Genomic DNA, 19,164 nt, shown 5'->3' on the forward strand with positions numbered 1-19,164 from the left:
AAGCGTTTCCCGAAAACCGCTTCGCACTTTTCGGGAAACGCTTAAATTTCCGACAGAAGGATAAGCCTATGACGGATAGTGAAGCCATCCTCACAAATGAGCGTAAGCGTGGATCGGGCGTTAAAATGGTCTACGACCTGCTACGCGATGAAATTCTCGATCTGGTTCTGCCGCCCGGTAGCTCAATTGATGAGGTGCAACTTGCCGAGCGTTTCAAAATGTCCCGTACGCCAATCCGGGAGGCGTTGGTGCGGCTGGCAGGCGAGGGGTTGATTGATACGTTGCCAAACCGCTCGACCATGGTGTCAAATATCGATTTCCTCAATATGCATACCTATTTCGATGCTTTGACGCTGATGTATCGCGTGACCACGCAGCTTGCAGCTAAAAACCATCGTCCCGAAGATCTGGAGATCATCGGGACGCATCAGAAAGAGTTCGCGGCGGCGGTTGAAGCACAGGACGCGCTTGGCATGATTGCCACCAATGCGGCTTTGCATCTGGCGATCGCGGAAGCGGGGCGCAATCCCTATTTCATTACATTGTTCAAGCGTCTTCTCGATGAGGGACGTCGTATTCTGCGACTTTACTATCAGTCTTATAATGATCGGCTGCCAAAACGTTTTGTGGAAGAGCACGACGAAATGATCGCAGCAATTGCCGCGCGTGACGTCAAACTTGCCGAGCAATTAGCGCATGAACACGCCGAGCAGATTGTGCGGCAAGTGCAGAAACTGGTGATGCGGGACGACCGTCTGGAAATAAGTTTGTAGACCTGTCTAATTTTTGTCGACAAATAAAATACATACTGATATATCAGTTATAGAGAGTTGATACGAGGCAATACGCCACGACAGTTTCAACTGCGCTGTTTTTTGTTTTGTTGCATTGTCCGTTGCAAAGCTGCTCTGCAGTTTTACTGGAAATGCTCTGAGAGGAGTTTTAGATGGCTGCCAATATTTTCTCCGGCGTGATTCCGGCTCTGATGACCCCATGCAAGGACGATCGCACGCCTGATTTCGATGCGCTGGTGCGCAAAGGCAAGGAACTGATCGCGGCTGGCATGTCGGCTGTCGTTTACTGCGGTTCGATGGGCGACTGGCCACTGCTGACCGATGAGCAGCGTATGGAAGGCGTTGCGCGTCTTACCGCAGCAGGCATTCCTGTGATCGTAGGCACGGGTGCGGTCAACACCGCAGTTGCTGCAGCTCACGCAGCACATGCGCAAAAGGTTGGTGCCAAGGGTCTGATGGTAATCCCACGTGTTCTGTCGCGTGGCTCTGTGATTTCAGCGCAGAAAGCTCATTTCAAAGCCATCTTGTCTGCTGCTCCTGATCTTCCTGCTGTCATCTACAACAGCCCATATTATGGCTTCGCAACCCGCGCCGATCTGTTTTTTGCGTTGCGTGCAGAGCATTCGAACCTTGTTGGCTTCAAAGAATTCGGTGGTCCGGCTGACATGCGTTATGCGGCTGAAAACATCACCAGCCGCGATGACGATGTAACGCTGATGATCGGCGTAGATACGGCTGTAGTCCATGGCTTTGTAAACTGCGGTGCAACTGGTGCGATCACGGGCATCGGCAACGTTCTGCCGAAGGAAGTCATCCAGCTTTGCAAGCTTTCGCAGGCTGCAGCTGCGGGCGATGCTGATGCGCGCCAGCGCGCGCTTGAACTCGAGCAGGCGCTTGCCGTGCTTTCATCCTTTGATGAGGGGCCTGATCTTGTGCTCTATTTCAAGCACATGATGGTTCTGAAGGGCGATAAGGAATATACGCTGCACTTCAATGAAACCGATGCTCTTTCGGCCAGTCAGCGCGGATATGTCGAAGCGCAGTTCAAGCTGTTTAACAGCTGGTATGCCGAATGGAGCAAGCTTCCCGGCGCAGTACAGAAGTACAAGGCTTAATTTAGTCGCAAGCTTAAAGAAAGGCCCTCCGTTTGGAGGGCCTTTTTTGTTCAGGAAATGGCATCCAGGCCTTTGGCCAAGAGCAGATCGAGTTGGTCGATTTCGGCCTTGGTGAGCTTGATACCTTCGCTTTCAGATTCAGCGCGCGCTTTGAAACGGCGTTGCGAGGGCAGGCGTGCACCCTGACCGACGATGGCTTCAAAGAAGCTTTCTGCGCGGGCAAATGGGTCGCCGGGACGGCCTTTAGCGAATGCTTCTGGCGAAAACGCGATGATAAGCTCGCCATGTACCGGTGAAAGTGTGGTTGTACCGAGAAAATCGAGTACTTCCGGGCTGGTCAGATCGCCAATCATGATTGCTGCAAGCAGTTCAACCATGGTGCTGATTGCTGAGCCTTTGTGCCCACCGAATGGCAACATGGCACCGGCCAAAGCTGTTTCCGGGTCAGTTGTCGGATTGCCGTCGACATCTAATGCCCAGCCTTCAGGCAATTGCTTGCCTGCTCGGCGATGCAGTTCGATCTCGCCACGTGCGGCGACAGATGTTGCAAAGTCGAAGACGTAAGGCGATGTTTCCTTGCGCGGCCAGCCAAATGCGAATGGATTGGTGCCGAGCAACGGTTTGTTGCCGCCTGTTGGTGCTACCGTTGCATAGCTTGGGCACATGACGAGGGCAGCCAAGCCTTGGGCTGTCAGCGCTTCGACTTCCGGCCAGAGTGCTGAAAAATGCGTGCAGTCATTGATGACGAGGGCTGCAATGCCATTTTTGCGCGCGCGCTCTGCCAATACCGGTACACCCGTCTCGAAGGCAGGGTTTGCGAAGCCATAATTGGCATTCACCCGCACAATGCTCGACGCTTCCTGAGTAACGATTTCAGGAATTGCATCCGGTTTTACCTTACCGGCCTTGACTGTACGAAGCGCACCCTCGATACGGTATATGCCGTGGGATTTGCAGTGGTCGCGTTCACCCGCAACAATCACACGAGCGACGGCTCCAGCCTGTATTGCGTTGAGACCTGCTTTACGAAAAATCGCCTCCACGCGGTCGTGAAGCGTTGCAATGCTCAGGATTGTGGTCTCGCTCATCATGCGTCTTTCATGGCTACGCCTGACGGGAGGCCCCACAGGCAATTGATATCTGCGCACATAATGTATACAAACATTAGGCAAGTGCAATTTAGATGCGGTGGGATACTGGCTTAATTGCACGCCGATTTCTACAGGAGGATGAACGAATGGCATTCACGCCCAAAGGAAAACACCTTGTTGCTGGCGAATGGCTCGACGGAGCCGGCACTTTTCAGTCTGCACCAGCAAGTGGGCCTGCCCATTCTTTCGCAGTTGGAACTGTTGATGTGGTGAACCGCGCCTGCGAAGCTGCGGAAGATGCTTTCTGGACTTATGGCTATTCCAGCCGCGCCGAACGCGCCGCATTTCTGCGGGCGATCGCTGACGAAATTGAAGCCCGCATTGCTGATATTGTTGTTATTGGTTCGCAGGAAACCGGCCTGCCGGAAGCACGCCTTCAGGGTGAAACCGGCCGTACGACCGGCCAGCTTCGTCTGTTCGCAGACCATATCGAAAAGGGCGATTATCTCGACCGCCGTTTTGATGCAGCACTTCCTGATCGTCAGCCAGCACCGCGCCCTGAGATTCGTCTCGTTCAGCGCCCAATCGGACCTGTTGCCGTTTTCGGCGCTTCCAACTTCCCGATGGCATTTTCGACTGCCGGTGGCGATACGGCAGCCGCACTTGCAGCCGGCTGCCCCGTTGTTGTGAAGGGCCATTCGGCTCATCCGGGCACTGGTGAAATCGTTGCTCAGGCCGTTGAAGCTGCTATCGCCAGGACTGGCGTTCATCCGGGTGTGTTCTCGCTCATTCAGGGCGGACGTCGCGATGTCGGTCATGCGCTTGTGCAGCATCCGAATATTAAGGCTGTTGGCTTTACCGGTTCTCTCGGTGGGGGCCGTGCATTGTTCGATCTTTGCGCAGCGCGTCCGGAACCAATTCCTTTCTTTGGCGAGCTCGGTTCGGTCAACCCGATGTTCCTCTTGCCAGAAGCAATGAAGGCACGTGCCGAAACGCTTGGACAGGGCTGGGCCGGTTCGCTGACCATGGGTGCAGGACAGTTCTGTACCAATCCAGGCATTGCTGTTGTTCTCGACGGTGCTGACGCTGATCGCTTCACTGAAGCAACGGTTGAAGGCCTCAAGAAGGTTGGTCCGCAGACTATGCTGACCGATGGTATTGCACAGGCTTACCATGACGGTAAGGAGCGTTTTGATACGCGCAATGCCGTCAAGCCATTGTATGAAACCGAGTCATCGGGTCGTCAGGCTTCGCCAAATCTGTTTGAAACGACCGGCGAGCGTTTCCTGTCTGACCATGCTTTGGGCGAAGAAGTCTTTGGCCCTCTCGGTCTGGTTATTCGCGTTGGTTCTGTCGACGAGATGGAAAAGCTCGCTCGTGGCTTTGAAGGTCAGCTGACCACCACTATCCATATGGATGCTGGCGATCTGGAAGACGCACGCCGTCTTCTGCCTGTGCTGGAGCGTAAAGCCGGACGTGTGCTGGTCAATGGCTTCCCAACCGGTGTGGAAGTTGTCGACTCGATGGTTCATGGTGGCCCATATCCGGCATCGACGAACTTCGGTGCGACGAGCGTTGGCACCATGTCCATTCGTCGCTTCCTGCGCCCTGTTTCTTATCAGAACTTCCCGCAGGGACTGCTGCCGGAAGATTTTGAATAGTCTTTTCGTGCGCATTAAAAACAGAAAGCCCCTCCTATGGAGGGGCTTTTTACGTTTGGATTGTTATTCATAAAGCGCCGCGGCCAATTTGCGGACCGCTTCAGCAGTCCTTGGACCAAATCCCAGCATATATGGCCCCTCCAGCACGATCAGCGATTGATTCTGGGCTGCGGGTGTTCGCTGTAAGGCTTTCACAGAGAAAACGTCTTCGCGGGTTGGTCCCCCATTGCCGTCTGAGAGCATGAGGACGACGTCTGGCTCCGCCTTGACCAGCCATTCTTCCGAGACGGGTTTGTAGCCTGAATAGACCGACAGTGGATTGATCCCACCCGCATAGCGGATAAATGCGTCGGCCGCCGTGTCGCTACCCGCGCCACTTAACCGGGCGAGACCATGAAAGAAGACAACTTTTTTCTGTTTATCGGCTGATATCTTGCTGGCATAGGCTGTTGCCGCATCGAAGTCCTCTACGACTTTCTGCGTTAGCGCTTCGCCTTGCTTCTCAAGATCAAGTCTCTTTGCGATGAGCCCTATCTTTCTGATGAGGCCATCGCGGCTGTTATCGACTGGCACATAGAGGATCTCGACCGCCGACTGGTTGAGCACATCTGTCGTTTCAGGTGGCCCGATATCTTCTGATGCAATGATCAGGTCGGTATTAAGCGCGAGAATGCCTTCAGGAGACAGGCTTCGGCGATAGCCGACATTGGTCTTGTTTGCGGTTTCGTCGGGGTATTTGCTGCTGCGGTCGACCGCGACAACCTTATCGCCCGCACCAAGCGCGAATATGATTTCTGTGACGTCAGGTCCAAGCGATACAATGCGTTGGGCGTTTCTGTTTTCCGCAGCAGCTGACGATTGAGCCATGAGTTGCACGCCGATGAGAAAGATTGATGCGAGCAGAGTTTTTTCGATGCTACGCAGTAGGTAAGCCCAGATTTTTATTGAGAAATGCACGGTTTCTTGATCCGATTGTTGGCATGAACTGACCAAAAATCTATTTAATATGAGTAAGATAATCAAGTTATTTCAGCTGTCGTTTTATGGACGCGCGAAGTGCAGGCGCGTCTTTCCGATCCAAATGCCGGTTCTCCCTTTTCGGGACACTTTTAGCTGATGGATGCTTTTGACTTGCGAAGGGAGTATTTCTTCACAAGACGGAAGCTTTGCTTTGTCGTCGGGCGGCTGGATGAGTCCACCAATGCTGATAAAGCACGCGCATAATCGAGTACCAGTCCCGGTGTCCATGCCATGGATTCTGCTCGCTTACGCATAAGGCCTGCAGCCCATAGTTCTGGAAATACGATAGCCTGAAGTGCCTTGAAAACAGGCCATCTGTGCTCACGATAAACACCTTCGAGCGCTGCATCCAATGCATCCGCAACAGCACTGGAACAGTTCCTGTTCGTCAGGTTGTAAGTGTCATTTGCCCTGTAATGCTTCCAGAATGTCCTGAGCCGCGATGCATCGATATTATTGATTTCGACTTGCACAGTTGACGGACACCATTCGCCAGACTCGACCTCGTAGCTTTGCAAAAACCGACCGGCGACGTTGTTGTCGGCGGTTGCACGCAAGGTACGGCTGAATTCGTCCGGATTGCGGTCGATTTCGGCTGCGGGATAGTGGCTGATATAAAGATCAGGCGTCATTTCCAGCGCCGCATGTCCTGTCGAGATAACACCGCTGCTATCAATAGCTGCGATATAGCGGTTGATCGCTCTTTGCCGGAGCGACGTCATTGCGGTGCCCGTGGGCGTCCAGACATGCACGATAAGTTTTTTGCGGTTTCTGGCACTCCGCTTGCGGTAAAGCATTGCTGCACGTTGGTTGAACGGGTTTCTGCTGAGAATGCTCGTCAGCGATGCATCTGCTTCCAACCGCTTTATTCGGAAAGCGATGCTGAGCAAACCAACACCTGTCAGAATGAGAACTGCGCCAACATTTGTGCCGACCGTGCCCTCATACCATGTCGGCCACGGCTGAAGCGTTGCTATTGCGAGCAGGACTTCGACGATGCCGCCGACCAAGCCGACTTTCCAGCGGGGATATCTTACCACCCAGGCACTGCCGATGCGTACTATGCCATCGATGAGGAAACACAGCCCAAAAAGGACTGCGAGCGCAAAGTTGCTTGCCGGTGTTGAACTGATGATGAGGATGCTTACACCAAGAAGGGCTACGCCCTGCACAATGCGCATTCTGCGGGCTGTTCCATAGCTTGCAATGGCGGCGAAAAGGCACAATGCGGCTTCGGGCAGGAGAAAATAGCCAAAAAGACGGGCAGGGATAACTGTTTTGCCGTCAAGTGCATCGATGACAATCAGTGCTCCCCCGACAATCCAGAGAACGGCGATAGCCAACAGAATTCTCCAGTGCCGCTGAATAATTTCGCGGCCCAGAAGTAGAAACAGTATTCGTATCACCCCACCACTCCGCAAACATTCAACGCATTTGTTAATAGCCGCAAAGAGGGGGGCATTTCAATGTAAAAGGCTTCTAAAATAGCCTCTTTACCAGAATGGTTGGCTTGTCAGATTATTCTTATGAAATAAAAAAGCCCCGCCTGGCGGGGCTTTAATTCATTGCAAAGTCAGCGTTAACTGATCGCTCGCCCGACCCAGATCAGGATACATGCGCCGATGAAGCCCGCCAATAGATAGCCGAGCCAGCCACCGAACGACACGCCCAGAAAGCCAAAGATAAAGCTGGCAATTGCCGCGCCGATGATGCCAAGAATAATGTTCATGAATAGGCCTGTGTTGCTATTCATGAAGTTGGATGCAATCCACCCCGCAAGGCCGCCAATAATGATTGCAGCAATCCAGCCTACACCTGCTTCACCCATTTTATTCTCCCTATCTAATATGATGTATATGGATATGTATCAGCTCGTGATTTCGGCAAGGGGTGAAATCATCAGGTAAGTTGAGACATCACCCCACCAGCCGATTTGCGAGAGCTTGTTCCAGGCTTTCGCGTTCGGCGGCGGTTAGTTCCAGCCTTTCAAACTGATCGTCAAGCAGTACAGGCAGCACAGACCGCGTATTATGGGTAGGGACGGCTGCAAGACCGAAGGTCTCATCGCTTTTCTCGTCATAATAAAGATACGGAACTTCATCTTTCGAAAAGCTGGAAAGGACGGTTCGCTTTTTCGGCTGCTCAACCAAAGGCGTGTAGCCGAGCTTTACACGCCCCATACTCTCTTTGCGGGAAACGATCTTTGCCCAGCACAGTTGCATCAGCGAAGCTGTTTTGGTCGCCGAGATCGATTTTGAAATCAGTGAAAAACGCTTGATGAAGAGAATGCTGCTACCAATCATGATGCCCACGAGCACAACGCCAACGGAGAGACGGTTCCAGAACTCATCCAGTGCAAGCGTCAGAGTTGCATTATTAGGGTTCGATTTTTGCACCACAACATCGGTTTCATAGTCACCGCTGGAGAGGCTAAGGAAGGAAAAGTCGACGGATTTCAGTTTGTTTTCGCCGTCATATCTGTAGGAGAGCATCGCCTTGCACTCGGTAATCATTTTCTTAGAACGGCAGTTTCCATCAAAGATGGTAGCGTCCTCAATGATCAATGGATCATTCTTGATGAGGTAACCAGAGTACAACCCTGGTCCCCACGCAACTGTAACAACAACAGATATGAGCGCAAAAACTATCGCGAAAAACAGCAGCCTCCATTTGTCTGCAAAGCCATGCTTTTTCACTTTGATTGGGCGGACAGGGAGGACACCAGACAAATCTGGCAATGTGTAATTATCACTCATAGATTTAACATCTTTGGTTATTGGGAGGGGAGATGTGTCATCTAGCGGAGTATTAGGTGGCACTTAAATAATTTTATCCGCCTTTCCAGTAACGTAAGGTTACGACCTGTATGTTTACGGGAGGCAAGCTTACCTCCCAACAAACAGCTGGTTGAATATTATTTGCAAGATATCGCGCAATTGCATCAGCTATGCAGTTTTATCGGAACCAATATCTATCCGGGCGCATTTTGATGGTGACAACCACGTCATGAAGTCGTTCTGGAGAATAAATAATGCGTCGTATTATTCTGGCTGCCGCTGCAGGTCTCGCTATGATTTCCTTTGCCAATGCACAAACTGCTACAATGACAGAGGAAACACAAACAGAAGTATTTGTTACTGCGAAACCGACTGATGTCCTCAGCTACAACCTGGTGGGTCTTAGCATTCTGAATGGCGACAATACGAACATCGGCGAAATCAAGGATCTTATAATCTCGGACGGGCAGTTGTCCGGATATATAGTGTCCGTGGGTGGCTTTTTGGGTGTGGGTGAAAAATACGTCGTCGTCAGCCCGGAAGCTGTGGACATCACTTACTTCGATGATGAGAAAAAATGGTCTGCCGTGATGAACTCCACCAAGGAGGAAATTCAGAAGGCTCCAGAGTTCAAATACGAGGGTCGCTGGGCCAAGTAGGGCTTCTTTTGCCGATTAGTGCAGTGTTGTGCTTTGGCTGAAATAACGAGCGGAACAGTTCTCTGTTTCGCTCGTTTTCGTTATAGAGTGGGAGACGTGTCAACCGATCACAACGGAATAGAAAACACTGAGATTTTTCAGTTTCTTCCCGTGTTCGACGAAATCGCAGCCGAGTTCTTGTCCCGTCCGACAATCGCGTCTTCATGATTGCGCCCTGCGTTAACTCTCGCGCATCCGATTTCCGAAATTCACGAATATGAATTGACCTACATAGGCGGCGATAGCTGCTTTGAGCAGATCACCAGGCACGAACGCGAGATCTCCGACTAACGCCGCCAAAGGAGATAGGCCAACATAGACGATGAGCCAGGCGACACCGAACAGGTGGTCGATGACGACGCCTATTGTCGCTGCAAAGAAAAAGCCCGTGAAAGTTTTCCAGCCGCCCTTGGTTCCTCGCGCCACTTTGTCGGAAATCCAGCCGGTCACAAATGCAGCCGGCAGGAAACCAACGAGATATCCAGCTGTTGGGCTGAGGAAGATGCCGAGGCCGCCTCGGCCTCCAGCCAAAACGGGTAGACCGATTGCGACGAGTGCGATCAGCAACAAGACTGAAAGTGTGCCTCCGCGTGCGCCCAATACGACACCAGCGAGCAGGACCCCTAAACTTTGCGCGTGAATAGGGACAGGCACGAAGGTCAGCATAATCGGCGGTATCAAGCCCAGCACCACGATGATTGCTGTAAATAGCGCGATCATAACCAAAGATCTCGTTTGCACGTCTTGTACCTTCTTGCTGTCGCATATTGGGCCGAAGCAGTTATGCGCTTACGTGTCTATGCTTAATTCTGTTTGCCCGGTTCATTGCGGATGCATCTTGCATCGATGGCATTGGCAATTTCGTCTGCACTTTGTAGCGTGCCAATTACCATTGGTACGATCACTGTGGATAGCCGCATTTTCAGCCCTCGTGCGCGATGAGCTTCCGCTACTGATCTGTAGCGCGCGTGTACCTCGGGAACGAAGCGGATCACCAGTCCGATGGCCAGTCCGATATCGCGGGCATTACCTATCCCAATCGCCTCAAACGGTCGAGCGGCTTTGGTTATCGTGTCAATAAACTGGCCAATCGTGGTGGTGGCAGTGATCACGGCAGCAAAGAGGGTCAACGATCCCAGCCGCATCAGAACAATCGAAGCCGCTTGAACACTGTCCGCATATGCGGTCCAAATCACCACCACGGCAATCGTCAGCAGAAGCGGCCATGATTTCAGCCACTGGGCAACTGCGGTTCGGCTCGAGATTAGCGAGCCAGCGACTACCAACGCGGTTACAACTCCCAGAGTTGCAGGAGATTTGAGGATAAACAGAACGATACTTAACCCGAAAAGGGCAATGAGTTTGACCGCGGGCGGTAATCGGTGGATCGGCCCATCGCCGCGGGCTTCATAAAAGTTCATGATGCGAGTGCCAGATAATGGGCAATCGTCTTGTCGGCTGGACCGTCATCGATCAGCTTGCCCTGATGGAAGAGCAGTACACGGTCGAAACCTGAAAGCAGGGTTAGATCATGGCTGACCACGATAACGTTCTCTTCAAGATCACGAATGGTGCGTTCGACGATATTTCTGTTTCTCAAATCAAGCTGATTGGTTGGTTCGTCCATTATGACAATATCGGGAGATGTAACGAGGACTGAAGCGAGCGCTGCAAGCTGAAGTTCGCCACCGGATAACTCATGCGCCCTGCGCTCTGCCAGATGAGTAATCCCGATACGATTCAGTGCGTTCGACACTGCATCGGTCACTTCCAGCTTACTGAGCCGACGGGATTGCAAGCCCAACGCGATATCGTCTTTTATCAGCGGCAGTACGATTTGGTTTGCCGGGTTCTGGAAGATATAGCCAACGGCGGCACGAACCTTCGTACCGTCGGCGGCTGTATCGTAGCCATTTGTTACAACACGTCCCGATGATGGAAGAACCAGCCCGTTCACCATGCGTGAAAATGTGGTCTTTCCCGACCCGTTCAAGCCGATGATGCCGATACGCCGTTCCGAAAGCTCGAGTGAAAGCGGTTCGAGAACCACCTTATCGGCAAACTTCGCTTCAGCTCTATCAAACAGAATGTCCAACTCTTGATCCTACACATTTCGACTTTGCTTTGCCCTTCGCAGAAGTGGTGGTCAAGGCATTCAATGAAATAGGGGCTGTTAAAGCGGGTTATCAAACGTTGCAATGAGAGCATTTATACATCCAGTCCCGCATTATTGGATTGCACTACCTTTGCAAAAGTTTCAACAAAACGACGGTGACATCGTCGTTTTGAATAAATTACTCCCACAAAATTTGTCATATCAAAGGCTTGAACGGTTGATCCATCAGTGGAACTCTGATCATCTTATATGAAGGCGTGACTTAGGGAGGGGATCGCTGAATGTCTGTTGTAATGCCCGAATTGCGTGCTGATACGATTATCTATAACGGCACGATCTGGTGTGGATACGAAGAGGGCACGGTTGAAGCCCTGGCAATCTGGCAAGGCAAGATACTTGCCACTGGTAACAAAGATCAAATCTTGTCCCTCAAAGGCGACAAGACGCAATTGATCGATCTGGAGGGGCGCTTTGCTACTCCCGGACTAAACGATTCTCATCTTCATCTGATATCAGTTGGGCTTACACTCAAATGGCTTGATGCCACACCGAAGGCTGCGCCCACACTGGAAAGCCTGCTGGGTGCAATACGCGATAAGGCGGCCTCTGTTCCCCCTGGCACCTGGATCAGGGCGCGGGGCTATGATCAGACCAAACTCGATATTGGTCGTCATCCGCATAAATCAGAACTTGATGCTGTCGCTCCAAATCACCCGGTTATGTTGGTGCGAGCGTGCGGTCACGTTTCGATTTTCAATTCTAAAGCCTTTGAATTGGCTGGTATCGATGAAAAATCCCGGGTTCCGGACGGCGGTTTGATCGAACAGAAAAATGGTGTGCTGACGGGAATGGTCGCGGAAAATGCGCAAGGTGCAGTGCGTAAAGCTATCCCGAAGGCAAGCACGGAAGAGATGATCGAAGCTATTGAGGCTGCGGGTAATCTGCTGCTTTCATATGGTATTACGAGTGTCATGGATGCGGCGGTGGGGCAGGTCGCAGGCTTTGATGAAATTCGTGCTTACAATCTTGCGAAACTTCAGAAGCGACTGCCGGTGCGGACATGGCTGGTGTTGCTGGGAGACCCCGGGTCCTCGATCGTAGAGAAATGCTACGAGGCAGGACTGGTATCCGGTGTTGGCGACGACATGCTGACTGTGGGCGCCGTCAAAATATTCCTCGACGGTTCGGCAGGTGGGCGAACTGCATGGATGAGCAAGCCTTATCTGGGTGATGATAACAACATCGGCGTACAGATATTGCCAGATGCCGAGCTGGAAGCATTAGTTCTTGATGCCCATAAGAAGGGCTATCAGCTTGCATGTCACGCAATCGGCGATGCAGCCATTGGTCAGCTCATCACAGCCTATGAAAAGGCGCTCGCAGCCCATCCTGATCCGGATCGACGCCACCGTATCGAGCATTGTGGCTTTTCCACACCAGAACAACATGAGCGAATGAAGAAGGCAGGCATTTACCCATGCCCGCAGCAGGTGTTCATCTATGATTTCGGTGACGCCTATATTTCGGTTCTTGGTGAGGAAAGAGCATTGTCGAGCTATCCGCTAAAGACGTGGAAAGACCTCGGCTTCAAACCCGCAACGGGTAGTGATGCCCCCGTCTGTCACCCAAATCCTTACCCGAACATCTATTCGATGCTGACGCGTGAAACCGGAAAAGGAACGGTCATGGATGCGCGTGAGCGTGTGTCCATTGAAGAGGCGCTTCAGGTCTATACCGAATATGGCGCTTTCTCGCAGAAGCTGGAAAACTCCAAAGGCAAACTTGTACCGGGGCAGGTGGCGGATATTGCGGTTTTTTCGGGCAATATGCTTAACGCCAAACCAGAGGAAATTCTCAACAATACGCATTGCATGCTCACCATTCGCGAAGGCGAGGTGGTGTTCGAACGCTCGTGAGGAGGACAGGCAGCGAAGCTTTGGCCAAGCTGCCTGAAACGTTCATTCGGATCTCAAAAATAAATCAAAAAAGGGGACGACTATGAGAAAATTTGCATTGCTTGCAGCGATGTCCGTTGCATTGATGGCGGGGACCGCAGCCTACGCTGCCGACGAGCCGCGCGCGGGTGGCGTCATCAACTTTGTTGCGCCTTATGGGGATAGCTTTTCGACGCTTGATATTCAGTCTTCGCCGGCAACACAGGACGAATTTTATGCAAAAGCCATTCATCGCACGCTCTATGATTGGGACGCCGATCAGAACAAGCCTGTTCTGGGTCTTGCGACCGATGTAAGTGTCTCGGACGATAAACTCGTCTATACTTACAAACTGCGTCAGGATGCATTTTTCCATGATGGCAAGCCGCTGACAGCAGACGATATTATCTGGAGCTATACCCGGATAATGGACCCCAAAAAGGCGTTTCCTCCGGCACGTTATATTGCTGAAATCAAGGGTGCTGAGGAGTACACGCAGGGTAAAGCCAAGGAAATTTCCGGTCTGAAGAAGATTGACGATCACACATTGGAAATTACTCTCAAGCAGCCAATTGATCCCGGCTATCAGTTCATGCGCAACAACACTGCGATCTATCCGGATGGTCAGGGTGATAGTGACGAATTCCAGCGTCATCCCATCGGTCTCGGACCGTATAAATTTGCCCAATATGTTCCGGGTTCCCGTCTGACGGTTGAAAAGTGGGACAAGTATTACGAAAAAGGCAAGCCTTACGCCGATAAGATCAATATCATGATTATGGGAGATGCATCCGCGCGCGACGTTGCGTTCCGCAACAAGGAAATTGATGTGGCGGTACTTGGGCCAGCGCAATACACTGCTTATCTCGCAGACCCGGAGCTTTCCAAAAACATGATCGAGGTCGCCGAGGTTTACACGCGCACCGTTGGCTTTAATCCGGATTTCAAGCCGTTTCAGGATAAGCGCGTCCGTCAGGCGATCAATTATGCAATTGACAGTGATCTGATCATCAAGCGTCTGGTCAAAGACAAGGCTTATCGTGCGGTTGGTTGGCTTCCAAACTCATCTCCTGCCTTTGATAAGGATGCAAAACCGTATCCATATGATCCTGAAAAGGCCAAGGCCTTGCTTGCAGAAGCCGGTTATCCTGATGGCTTCGAGTTCGAGTTGACAGCAACGCAGAATGAGAGCTGGGGGCTGACCATCGTTCAGGCCATCATTCCGATGCTGGATAAGGTCGGAATCAAGGTTAAAGCCAAGCCGGTTGAAGCTTCCGTGCTCGCTGATGTGGTTCCTGCAGGTAATTTCCAGGCCTATATGTGGTCGCTCGAAAGTGGTCCTGATGCGTTGACCGCGATGCAGTGCTTCTATTCCACAACACCGCAATCAGCGTGTAACTACCAGAAGTTCTCCAACGCCGAATTCGACAAGATTGTTGATGAAGCCAAACTGGCTAAAACCGAAGACGAGAAGAACGAGCTTCTGAAGAAAGCCAACAATCTGTTGCAGGAACAAGCGCCGGTCTGGTTCTTCAACTACAATAAGGCTGTTATGGCACATCAGCCCTGGCTTCATGGCCTGCAGCCGAATTCCGCAGAGCTCGCGGTTCAGTCCTATGAAAAGCTTTGGGTGGACGACACGGTTCCTTCCGGTCGCTAGAGCGCATGTCGATCTGATTGAATCAGATCGGCGCTCTAACTGTTTGTTTTAGTGCGCATCTTTCCGAAAACCGTTTCACACTTTTCGGGATGCGCTCTAATCCCAGCTGATCTGGATCGGCCCGCTCGTTTCAGGGCGGGCCACTGATCCCCTTTGCTCCAGCGCGTTCGCGCTGATCTGAAAGGAGGACCGTGTGCTCTATTTTATTATCCGACGCGTTTTGCAGATGATACCGACAGTCATCGCGGTGTCACTGCTGATTTTTGTCATTTTCAGCGTCGTTCCGGGCAGCATCGCGACCAGCCTGGTTGCCAATGGCAAAGGAATGAACGACCCGAAAATGGTCGAGAAAATCACGCAGGAATTTGGTCTCGACAAGCCCGTGCATGTGCGTTTCGGCAATTATCTGGTTCAGTTGGCACAGTTTGATCTCGGCACCTCCTATCGGTCCAGACAGCCGGTGCTTTCGCTTGTTCAGGAGCGTATGTGGCCGACACTGAAACTTGCTTTTGCCGCGATGGGTTTTGCTATTCTGATCGGTGTGCCACTTGGCTTTCTGGCAGCGCTCAAGCCGGGAAGTATTCTGGATAGTGTTACGATGATAGGTGCGGTTTCAGGCCTCTCGCTACCACAGTTCTGGCTTGGCTTGCTCGCCATGTATCTCTTTGCTCTGACACTTGGTTGGCTGCCCAGCTTTGGTTATGGAGACGGTGGTATACGCAACATCATTCTACCCGCTCTCACATTGGGCGTTGCGCCACTCGCGTTGCTTGCGCGGACGACACGTGCAGCGGTGCTAGAAGTCATGGGTGCTGATTTTATTCGCACGGCACGTTCAAAAGGCATGAGCAGCTTTCGCCTCGTGAAGTGGCATGTCATGCGCAATGCGCTGGTACTGATCATTACGACCATCGGCCTGCAGTTCGGGTCGATGATGGGGCAGGCGGTGGTGGTTGAGAAGTTGTTCTCCTGGCCAGGGCTCGGTTCCTTGTTGATCGACAGTGTTTCGATGCGTGACATTCCTGTCGTTCAGGGGGCAATTCTCGTGATTGTATTGTGGTTTCTCACCATCAATACAATCGTTGATATCCTCTACGCGGTCATCGATCCGCGCATAAGCCACGAGTAAACCCATGAAACTACGTTTCAATCTCGTATTCGGCGGCCTCGTATGCGCTATCATTGTGACGGCTGCGGTGTTTGCGCCATTGCTGGCGCATTACAATCCCATTCTTGACGCCGATTTGATGAATGCAGAACTGCCTCCGGACGCCCAGTTCTGGTTCGGCACCGATGCGCAAGGGCGCGATGTCTATTCTCGCATCCTTTATGGCGCGCAGGTTTCGTTGACTGTGGGTGTCGTATCGCAGTGCATCAACACGGTCATCGGGCTTTGCTTTGGCATTTCGGCTGGTTATTTTGGTGGATGGTGGGATGATTTTGTCAATGGCCTCACCAATCTGATGCTGGCGATCCCATCGCTGATTTTTGCTCTGGCGATCATGGCAGTTCTGGGCCCCGGTCTGTCGAGCCTCTTGCTGGCACTTGGTTTGACGAACTGGTCCTGGACATGTCGTATTGCGCGCAGCTCAACGCTTTCACTCAAAAAGCAGGGCTATATTCAGGCCGCCAAGATGCTTGGCTATAGTGATGTTCGCATTATGATCACGCAGATATTGCCGAATATGATTGGCCCAATCCTCGTCATTGGTACGCTTGGCATGGGTGACGCTATTCTGGCGGAAGCTGCACTTTCCTATCTTGGTCTCGGGATAAGTCCACCAGAGCCGAGTTGGGGCAACATGCTTACCGATGCGCGAGAACTCATTGTCAGCGCGCCATGGGCAGCAATTTTTCCCGGCCTTGCCATCTTCTTTACCGTGCTTGGGCTCAATCTTTTCGGTGACGGTCTGCGAGACTGGCTCGATCCGCATATGAGGACGCGTAAGGTATGAGTGAACAAGCACTTCTTGAGGTGGAAAACCTTCGTATCGACATCGCTTCGGGTTCGGTCCGACATAACGTGGTTGAAGATGTGTCCTTCACAATTGGCGCCGGTGAAACATTTGGTCTGGTTGGAGAGTCCGGATGTGGGAAGAGCATAACCGCGCTGTCGATGATCGGACTGTTGCGCAAACCGCTTTCGGTCACAGCAGGCGCCATACGCTTTAAAGGGCAGGATTTGCGAACCATCTCATCGCGTGACATGCGAAAGCTGCGTGGCAATCGCATAGCGATGATCTTTCAGGAGCCGATGACAGCTCTTAATCCGTTATCTCCGGTTGGCCGGCAGATTGCAGAGATGTTCGTGCTGCATCAAGCCGCTACGTGGCATGAGGCCGAGCAAAAGGCGGTGGAAGCACTCGGCAGCGTTCAGGTTCCTGCGCCTGAACAACGTGTGAAAAACTATCCGCACCAGATGTCGGGCGGTATGCGCCAGCGTGTAATGATTGCAATCGCGTTGGCCTGTAATCCTGACCTTCTGATTGCGGATGAGCCTACGACTGCGCTTGATGTAACCGTTCAGGCAGAAATCCTGCGTCTGATGCAGGAGCTTTGCACAGCACGGGGAACTTCGGTGCTTATGATAAGTCACGATCTTGGCGTCATCGCAAAAATGTGTCGTCGCGTGGGTGTCATGTATGCAGGGCACCTCGTCGAAGAAAGAGTAACGGCAGGTCTCTTTCGACATCCTGCGCATCCTTATGCCCACGGTCTGCTGGCTTCACTTCCACAACTTGGCTCGCGCCAGAAGGAAGGTCAGCGCCAATTGCAGGAAATCGAAGGTGTTGTGCCGTCAATTTCTGCGTTTCCCCAAGGGTGCAGATTTGAGCCGCGCTGTACACGCGCGACTGACATCTGCCGGGCTGAAAAGCCCGGATGGACGCCACTGCAAGATGCAGGCTCAGTGAGGTGCTTTCATCATGAATGATATGCGTTCGACAAAATTAGCAGAACCTCTGGTTAGCATTGATGATCTCTGTGTGTATTTTCCAATAAGTGGAGGCGTGTTCAGCCGCTCAACGCAATTGCTGCGTGCTGTCAACAATCTCAGCCTCACCCTTAATAAAGGCGAGTGCCTGTCAATTGTCGGTGAATCCGGCTGCGGTAAGTCCACGCTCGCACTCTCCATTGTTGGCTTGCAGAAGCCAACGAGCGGGCAGATTTACTTTGAAGGGAAGCCTATCACAGGCAAGGATGAGCCTTCGCGGCTAGAGCGCGCGAAAATGGCGCAAATGGTTTTTCAGGACCCTTTTGCTTCGCTTAATCCGCGTCAGACGGTTTACACGTCGCTGGCCGCGCCCCTGCGACTTCATGGGGTGAAATCACGCAGCGAAGTGGAAGGGCGGGTTGAGGAAATCCTGCGTCTGGTTGGCTTGAAACCAGAACAGGCAAAGCGTTACCCGCATGAGTTTTCCGGCGGCCAGCGCCAGCGTATCGGGATAGCGCGGGCATTGTTGCTTAATCCAAAAGTTATCGTGCTTGATGAACCCGTATCCGCGCTTGATGTTTCCATCCGCGCGCAGATCATAAACCTGCTGCTGGAACTCAAAGAGCGGTTAGGGTTGTCTTATATCATGATCAGTCATGATTTGAGTGTTGTGGAGCACATGAGTGATCGGGTGGCCGTGATGTATTTCGGGCAGATTGTGGAAAGTGGTCCATGGGACCGGATATTTTCAAACCCGACCCATCCCTATACACGCCGACTGATCTCTGCCATTCCCGATCCGATGGCTGAATTAACGGGTACGCGTCTTATTGATGAGAGAAGCCCGCCGCAAGCGCCAGAGGGCTTCGCGTTTTATCCGGAGAGCTTTGGCACACATGATGTACATCAGTTACCTCCGCTCACGCGATTGGTCGACATCGGTGGGGGGCAGAGCGTTCGGGTTATTCAGAAAGCATAAAAGCGCTGGTGGCCAGCGCTTTTTGTCAATTTTCGTGAGATGCGGGCTCTGATGCCTGTCATCTCTCATAGCTTCAATCCGCTGCGATTATTTGCGCAGTTCAGCTTCGATGTCGTCAAAAGCTTTGTCTTTGCCAATTCCAGTCAGGAAGGGCAGGCCCTTGATGACCAGCTTGGTAACTGAAGCCGAAATAGGTGTCGTCGAGACGATGAAATCCACATTGTCGGCGAGAGAAGGAACTTCCGTTGCTTTTGCCTGTTGAGCATTGAAGGTGAGGCCGCGCTTTTTCATTTCTTCGGTAACGGCTGCATTCACTGCTGTAGATGTCGCCACCCCAGTGCCGCAAGCGAAGAGAATTGTTTTCATTTTAGCCATGGTTTCCTCCAA

19 protein-coding genes are annotated in these 19,164 nt (G+C 52.1%); 10 read left to right on the forward strand and 9 right to left on the reverse strand.

Annotated features, from left to right (window positions below; all coding sequences use genetic code 11):
- Nucleotides 1-68 precede the first annotated feature (68 nt).
- Nucleotides 69-773, forward strand: coding sequence for a GntR family transcriptional regulator (locus CEV32_RS02310; RefSeq protein ID WP_094573834.1), 705 nt, complete (start codon nt 69-71; stop codon nt 771-773).
- 173 nt (nt 774-946) lie between these two features.
- Nucleotides 947-1,909: a dihydrodipicolinate synthase family protein gene (locus CEV32_RS02315; RefSeq protein WP_094573835.1), complete on the forward strand. Its 963-nt coding sequence runs from the start codon at nt 947-949 to the stop codon at nt 1,907-1,909.
- 50 nt (nt 1,910-1,959) lie between these two features.
- Here the strand turns inward: CEV32_RS02315 and CEV32_RS02320 are convergent, their stop codons facing one another.
- Nucleotides 1,960-2,997, reverse strand: a complete 1,038-nt coding sequence (locus CEV32_RS02320; RefSeq protein ID WP_094574441.1) for an Ldh family oxidoreductase — start codon at nt 2,995-2,997, stop codon at nt 1,960-1,962.
- Nucleotides 2,998-3,146: 149 nt separating this feature from the next.
- Here CEV32_RS02320 and CEV32_RS02325 point away from each other — a divergent pair, with 149 nt between their 5' ends.
- Nucleotides 3,147-4,661 carry an aldehyde dehydrogenase (NADP(+)) gene (locus CEV32_RS02325; RefSeq protein WP_094573836.1) on the forward strand — a complete coding sequence of 505 codons (1,515 nt, stop codon included), beginning with the start codon at nt 3,147-3,149 and terminating at the stop codon, nt 4,659-4,661.
- 63 nt (nt 4,662-4,724) lie between these two features.
- On the opposite strand, the gene CEV32_RS02330 is transcribed toward CEV32_RS02325, so the two are convergent.
- The 4 genes from CEV32_RS02330 to CEV32_RS02345 all read right to left on the reverse strand — a co-directional run bounded on the left by CEV32_RS02330 (nt 4,725) and on the right by CEV32_RS02345 (nt 8,500).
- Complete coding sequence (locus CEV32_RS02330) at nt 4,725-5,528, reverse strand: heme/hemin ABC transporter substrate-binding protein (protein WP_094574443.1); 804 nt, start codon at nt 5,526-5,528, stop codon at nt 4,725-4,727.
- A 242-nt stretch (nt 5,529-5,770) separates the two neighbouring features.
- Nucleotides 5,771-7,024 (reverse strand): HdeD family acid-resistance protein, encoded by a 1,254-nt coding sequence (locus tag CEV32_RS02335; RefSeq protein WP_235818692.1) that lies wholly within the window; start codon nt 7,022-7,024, stop codon nt 5,771-5,773.
- A 236-nt stretch (nt 7,025-7,260) separates the two neighbouring features.
- On the reverse strand, nt 7,261-7,509 hold the full coding sequence (locus tag CEV32_RS02340; protein ID WP_094573837.1) for a GlsB/YeaQ/YmgE family stress response membrane protein: 249 nt from the start codon (nt 7,507-7,509) through the stop codon (nt 7,261-7,263).
- A gap of 88 nt (nt 7,510-7,597) precedes the next feature.
- Complete coding sequence (locus CEV32_RS02345) at nt 7,598-8,500, reverse strand: hypothetical protein (protein WP_143128780.1); 903 nt, start codon at nt 8,498-8,500, stop codon at nt 7,598-7,600.
- Nucleotides 8,501-8,712: 212 nt separating this feature from the next.
- Here CEV32_RS02345 and CEV32_RS02350 point away from each other — a divergent pair, with 212 nt between their 5' ends.
- A complete protein-coding gene (locus tag CEV32_RS02350) occupies nt 8,713-9,117 on the forward strand; it encodes a PRC-barrel domain-containing protein (RefSeq protein ID WP_094573839.1) in 405 nt (134 codons plus the stop codon).
- A 219-nt stretch (nt 9,118-9,336) separates the two neighbouring features.
- Here CEV32_RS02350 and CEV32_RS02355 read toward each other — a convergent pair whose 3' ends face one another.
- The 3 genes from CEV32_RS02355 to CEV32_RS02365 form a co-directional block, all read right to left on the reverse strand.
- Entirely contained in the window at nt 9,337-9,876 is a 540-nt protein-coding gene (locus CEV32_RS02355) for a biotin transporter BioY (protein ID WP_235818693.1), read from the reverse strand.
- A gap of 83 nt (nt 9,877-9,959) precedes the next feature.
- Complete coding sequence (locus tag CEV32_RS02360; RefSeq protein ID WP_094573841.1) at nt 9,960-10,577, reverse strand: energy-coupling factor transporter transmembrane component T family protein; 618 nt, start codon at nt 10,575-10,577, stop codon at nt 9,960-9,962.
- Nucleotides 10,574-11,251 carry an energy-coupling factor ABC transporter ATP-binding protein gene (locus CEV32_RS02365; RefSeq protein ID WP_094573842.1) on the reverse strand — a complete coding sequence of 226 codons (678 nt, stop codon included), beginning with the start codon at nt 11,249-11,251 and terminating at the stop codon, nt 10,574-10,576. The genes CEV32_RS02360 and CEV32_RS02365 overlap by 4 nt, the downstream gene beginning before the upstream one ends.
- Before the next feature lie 314 nt (nt 11,252-11,565).
- On the opposite strand from CEV32_RS02365, the gene CEV32_RS02370 reads away from it, so the two are divergent.
- The 6 genes from CEV32_RS02370 to CEV32_RS02395 all read left to right on the forward strand — a co-directional run bounded on the left by CEV32_RS02370 (nt 11,566) and on the right by CEV32_RS02395 (nt 18,777).
- Nucleotides 11,566-13,188, forward strand: a complete 1,623-nt coding sequence (locus CEV32_RS02370) for an amidohydrolase (RefSeq protein ID WP_374882752.1) — start codon at nt 11,566-11,568, stop codon at nt 13,186-13,188.
- 82 nt (nt 13,189-13,270) lie between these two features.
- Nucleotides 13,271-14,866, forward strand: a complete 1,596-nt coding sequence (locus CEV32_RS02375) for an ABC transporter substrate-binding protein (protein WP_094573844.1) — start codon at nt 13,271-13,273, stop codon at nt 14,864-14,866.
- Nucleotides 14,867-15,059: 193 nt separating this feature from the next.
- Complete coding sequence (locus CEV32_RS02380) at nt 15,060-15,995, forward strand: ABC transporter permease (protein WP_094573845.1); 936 nt, start codon at nt 15,060-15,062, stop codon at nt 15,993-15,995.
- A 4-nt stretch (nt 15,996-15,999) separates the two neighbouring features.
- Nucleotides 16,000-16,821, forward strand: coding sequence for an ABC transporter permease (locus CEV32_RS02385; RefSeq protein ID WP_094573846.1), 822 nt, complete (start codon nt 16,000-16,002; stop codon nt 16,819-16,821).
- Nucleotides 16,818-17,798 (forward strand): ABC transporter ATP-binding protein, encoded by a 981-nt coding sequence (locus CEV32_RS02390; protein ID WP_094573847.1) that lies wholly within the window; start codon nt 16,818-16,820, stop codon nt 17,796-17,798. The genes CEV32_RS02385 and CEV32_RS02390 overlap by 4 nt, the downstream gene beginning before the upstream one ends.
- Nucleotides 17,791-18,777 (forward strand): ABC transporter ATP-binding protein, encoded by a 987-nt coding sequence (locus CEV32_RS02395; RefSeq protein ID WP_094573848.1) that lies wholly within the window; start codon nt 17,791-17,793, stop codon nt 18,775-18,777. The genes CEV32_RS02390 and CEV32_RS02395 overlap by 8 nt, the downstream gene beginning before the upstream one ends.
- 87 nt (nt 18,778-18,864) lie before the next feature.
- Here CEV32_RS02395 and CEV32_RS02400 read toward each other — a convergent pair whose 3' ends face one another.
- Entirely contained in the window at nt 18,865-19,152 is a 288-nt protein-coding gene (locus CEV32_RS02400) for a PTS sugar transporter subunit IIB (RefSeq protein WP_094573849.1), read from the reverse strand.
- Nucleotides 19,153-19,164 lie beyond the last annotated feature (12 nt).

Origin of the sequence: Brucella rhizosphaerae (assembly GCF_002252475.1) — a bacterium.
Taxonomy (GTDB): domain Bacteria; phylum Pseudomonadota; class Alphaproteobacteria; order Rhizobiales; family Rhizobiaceae; genus Brucella; species Brucella rhizosphaerae.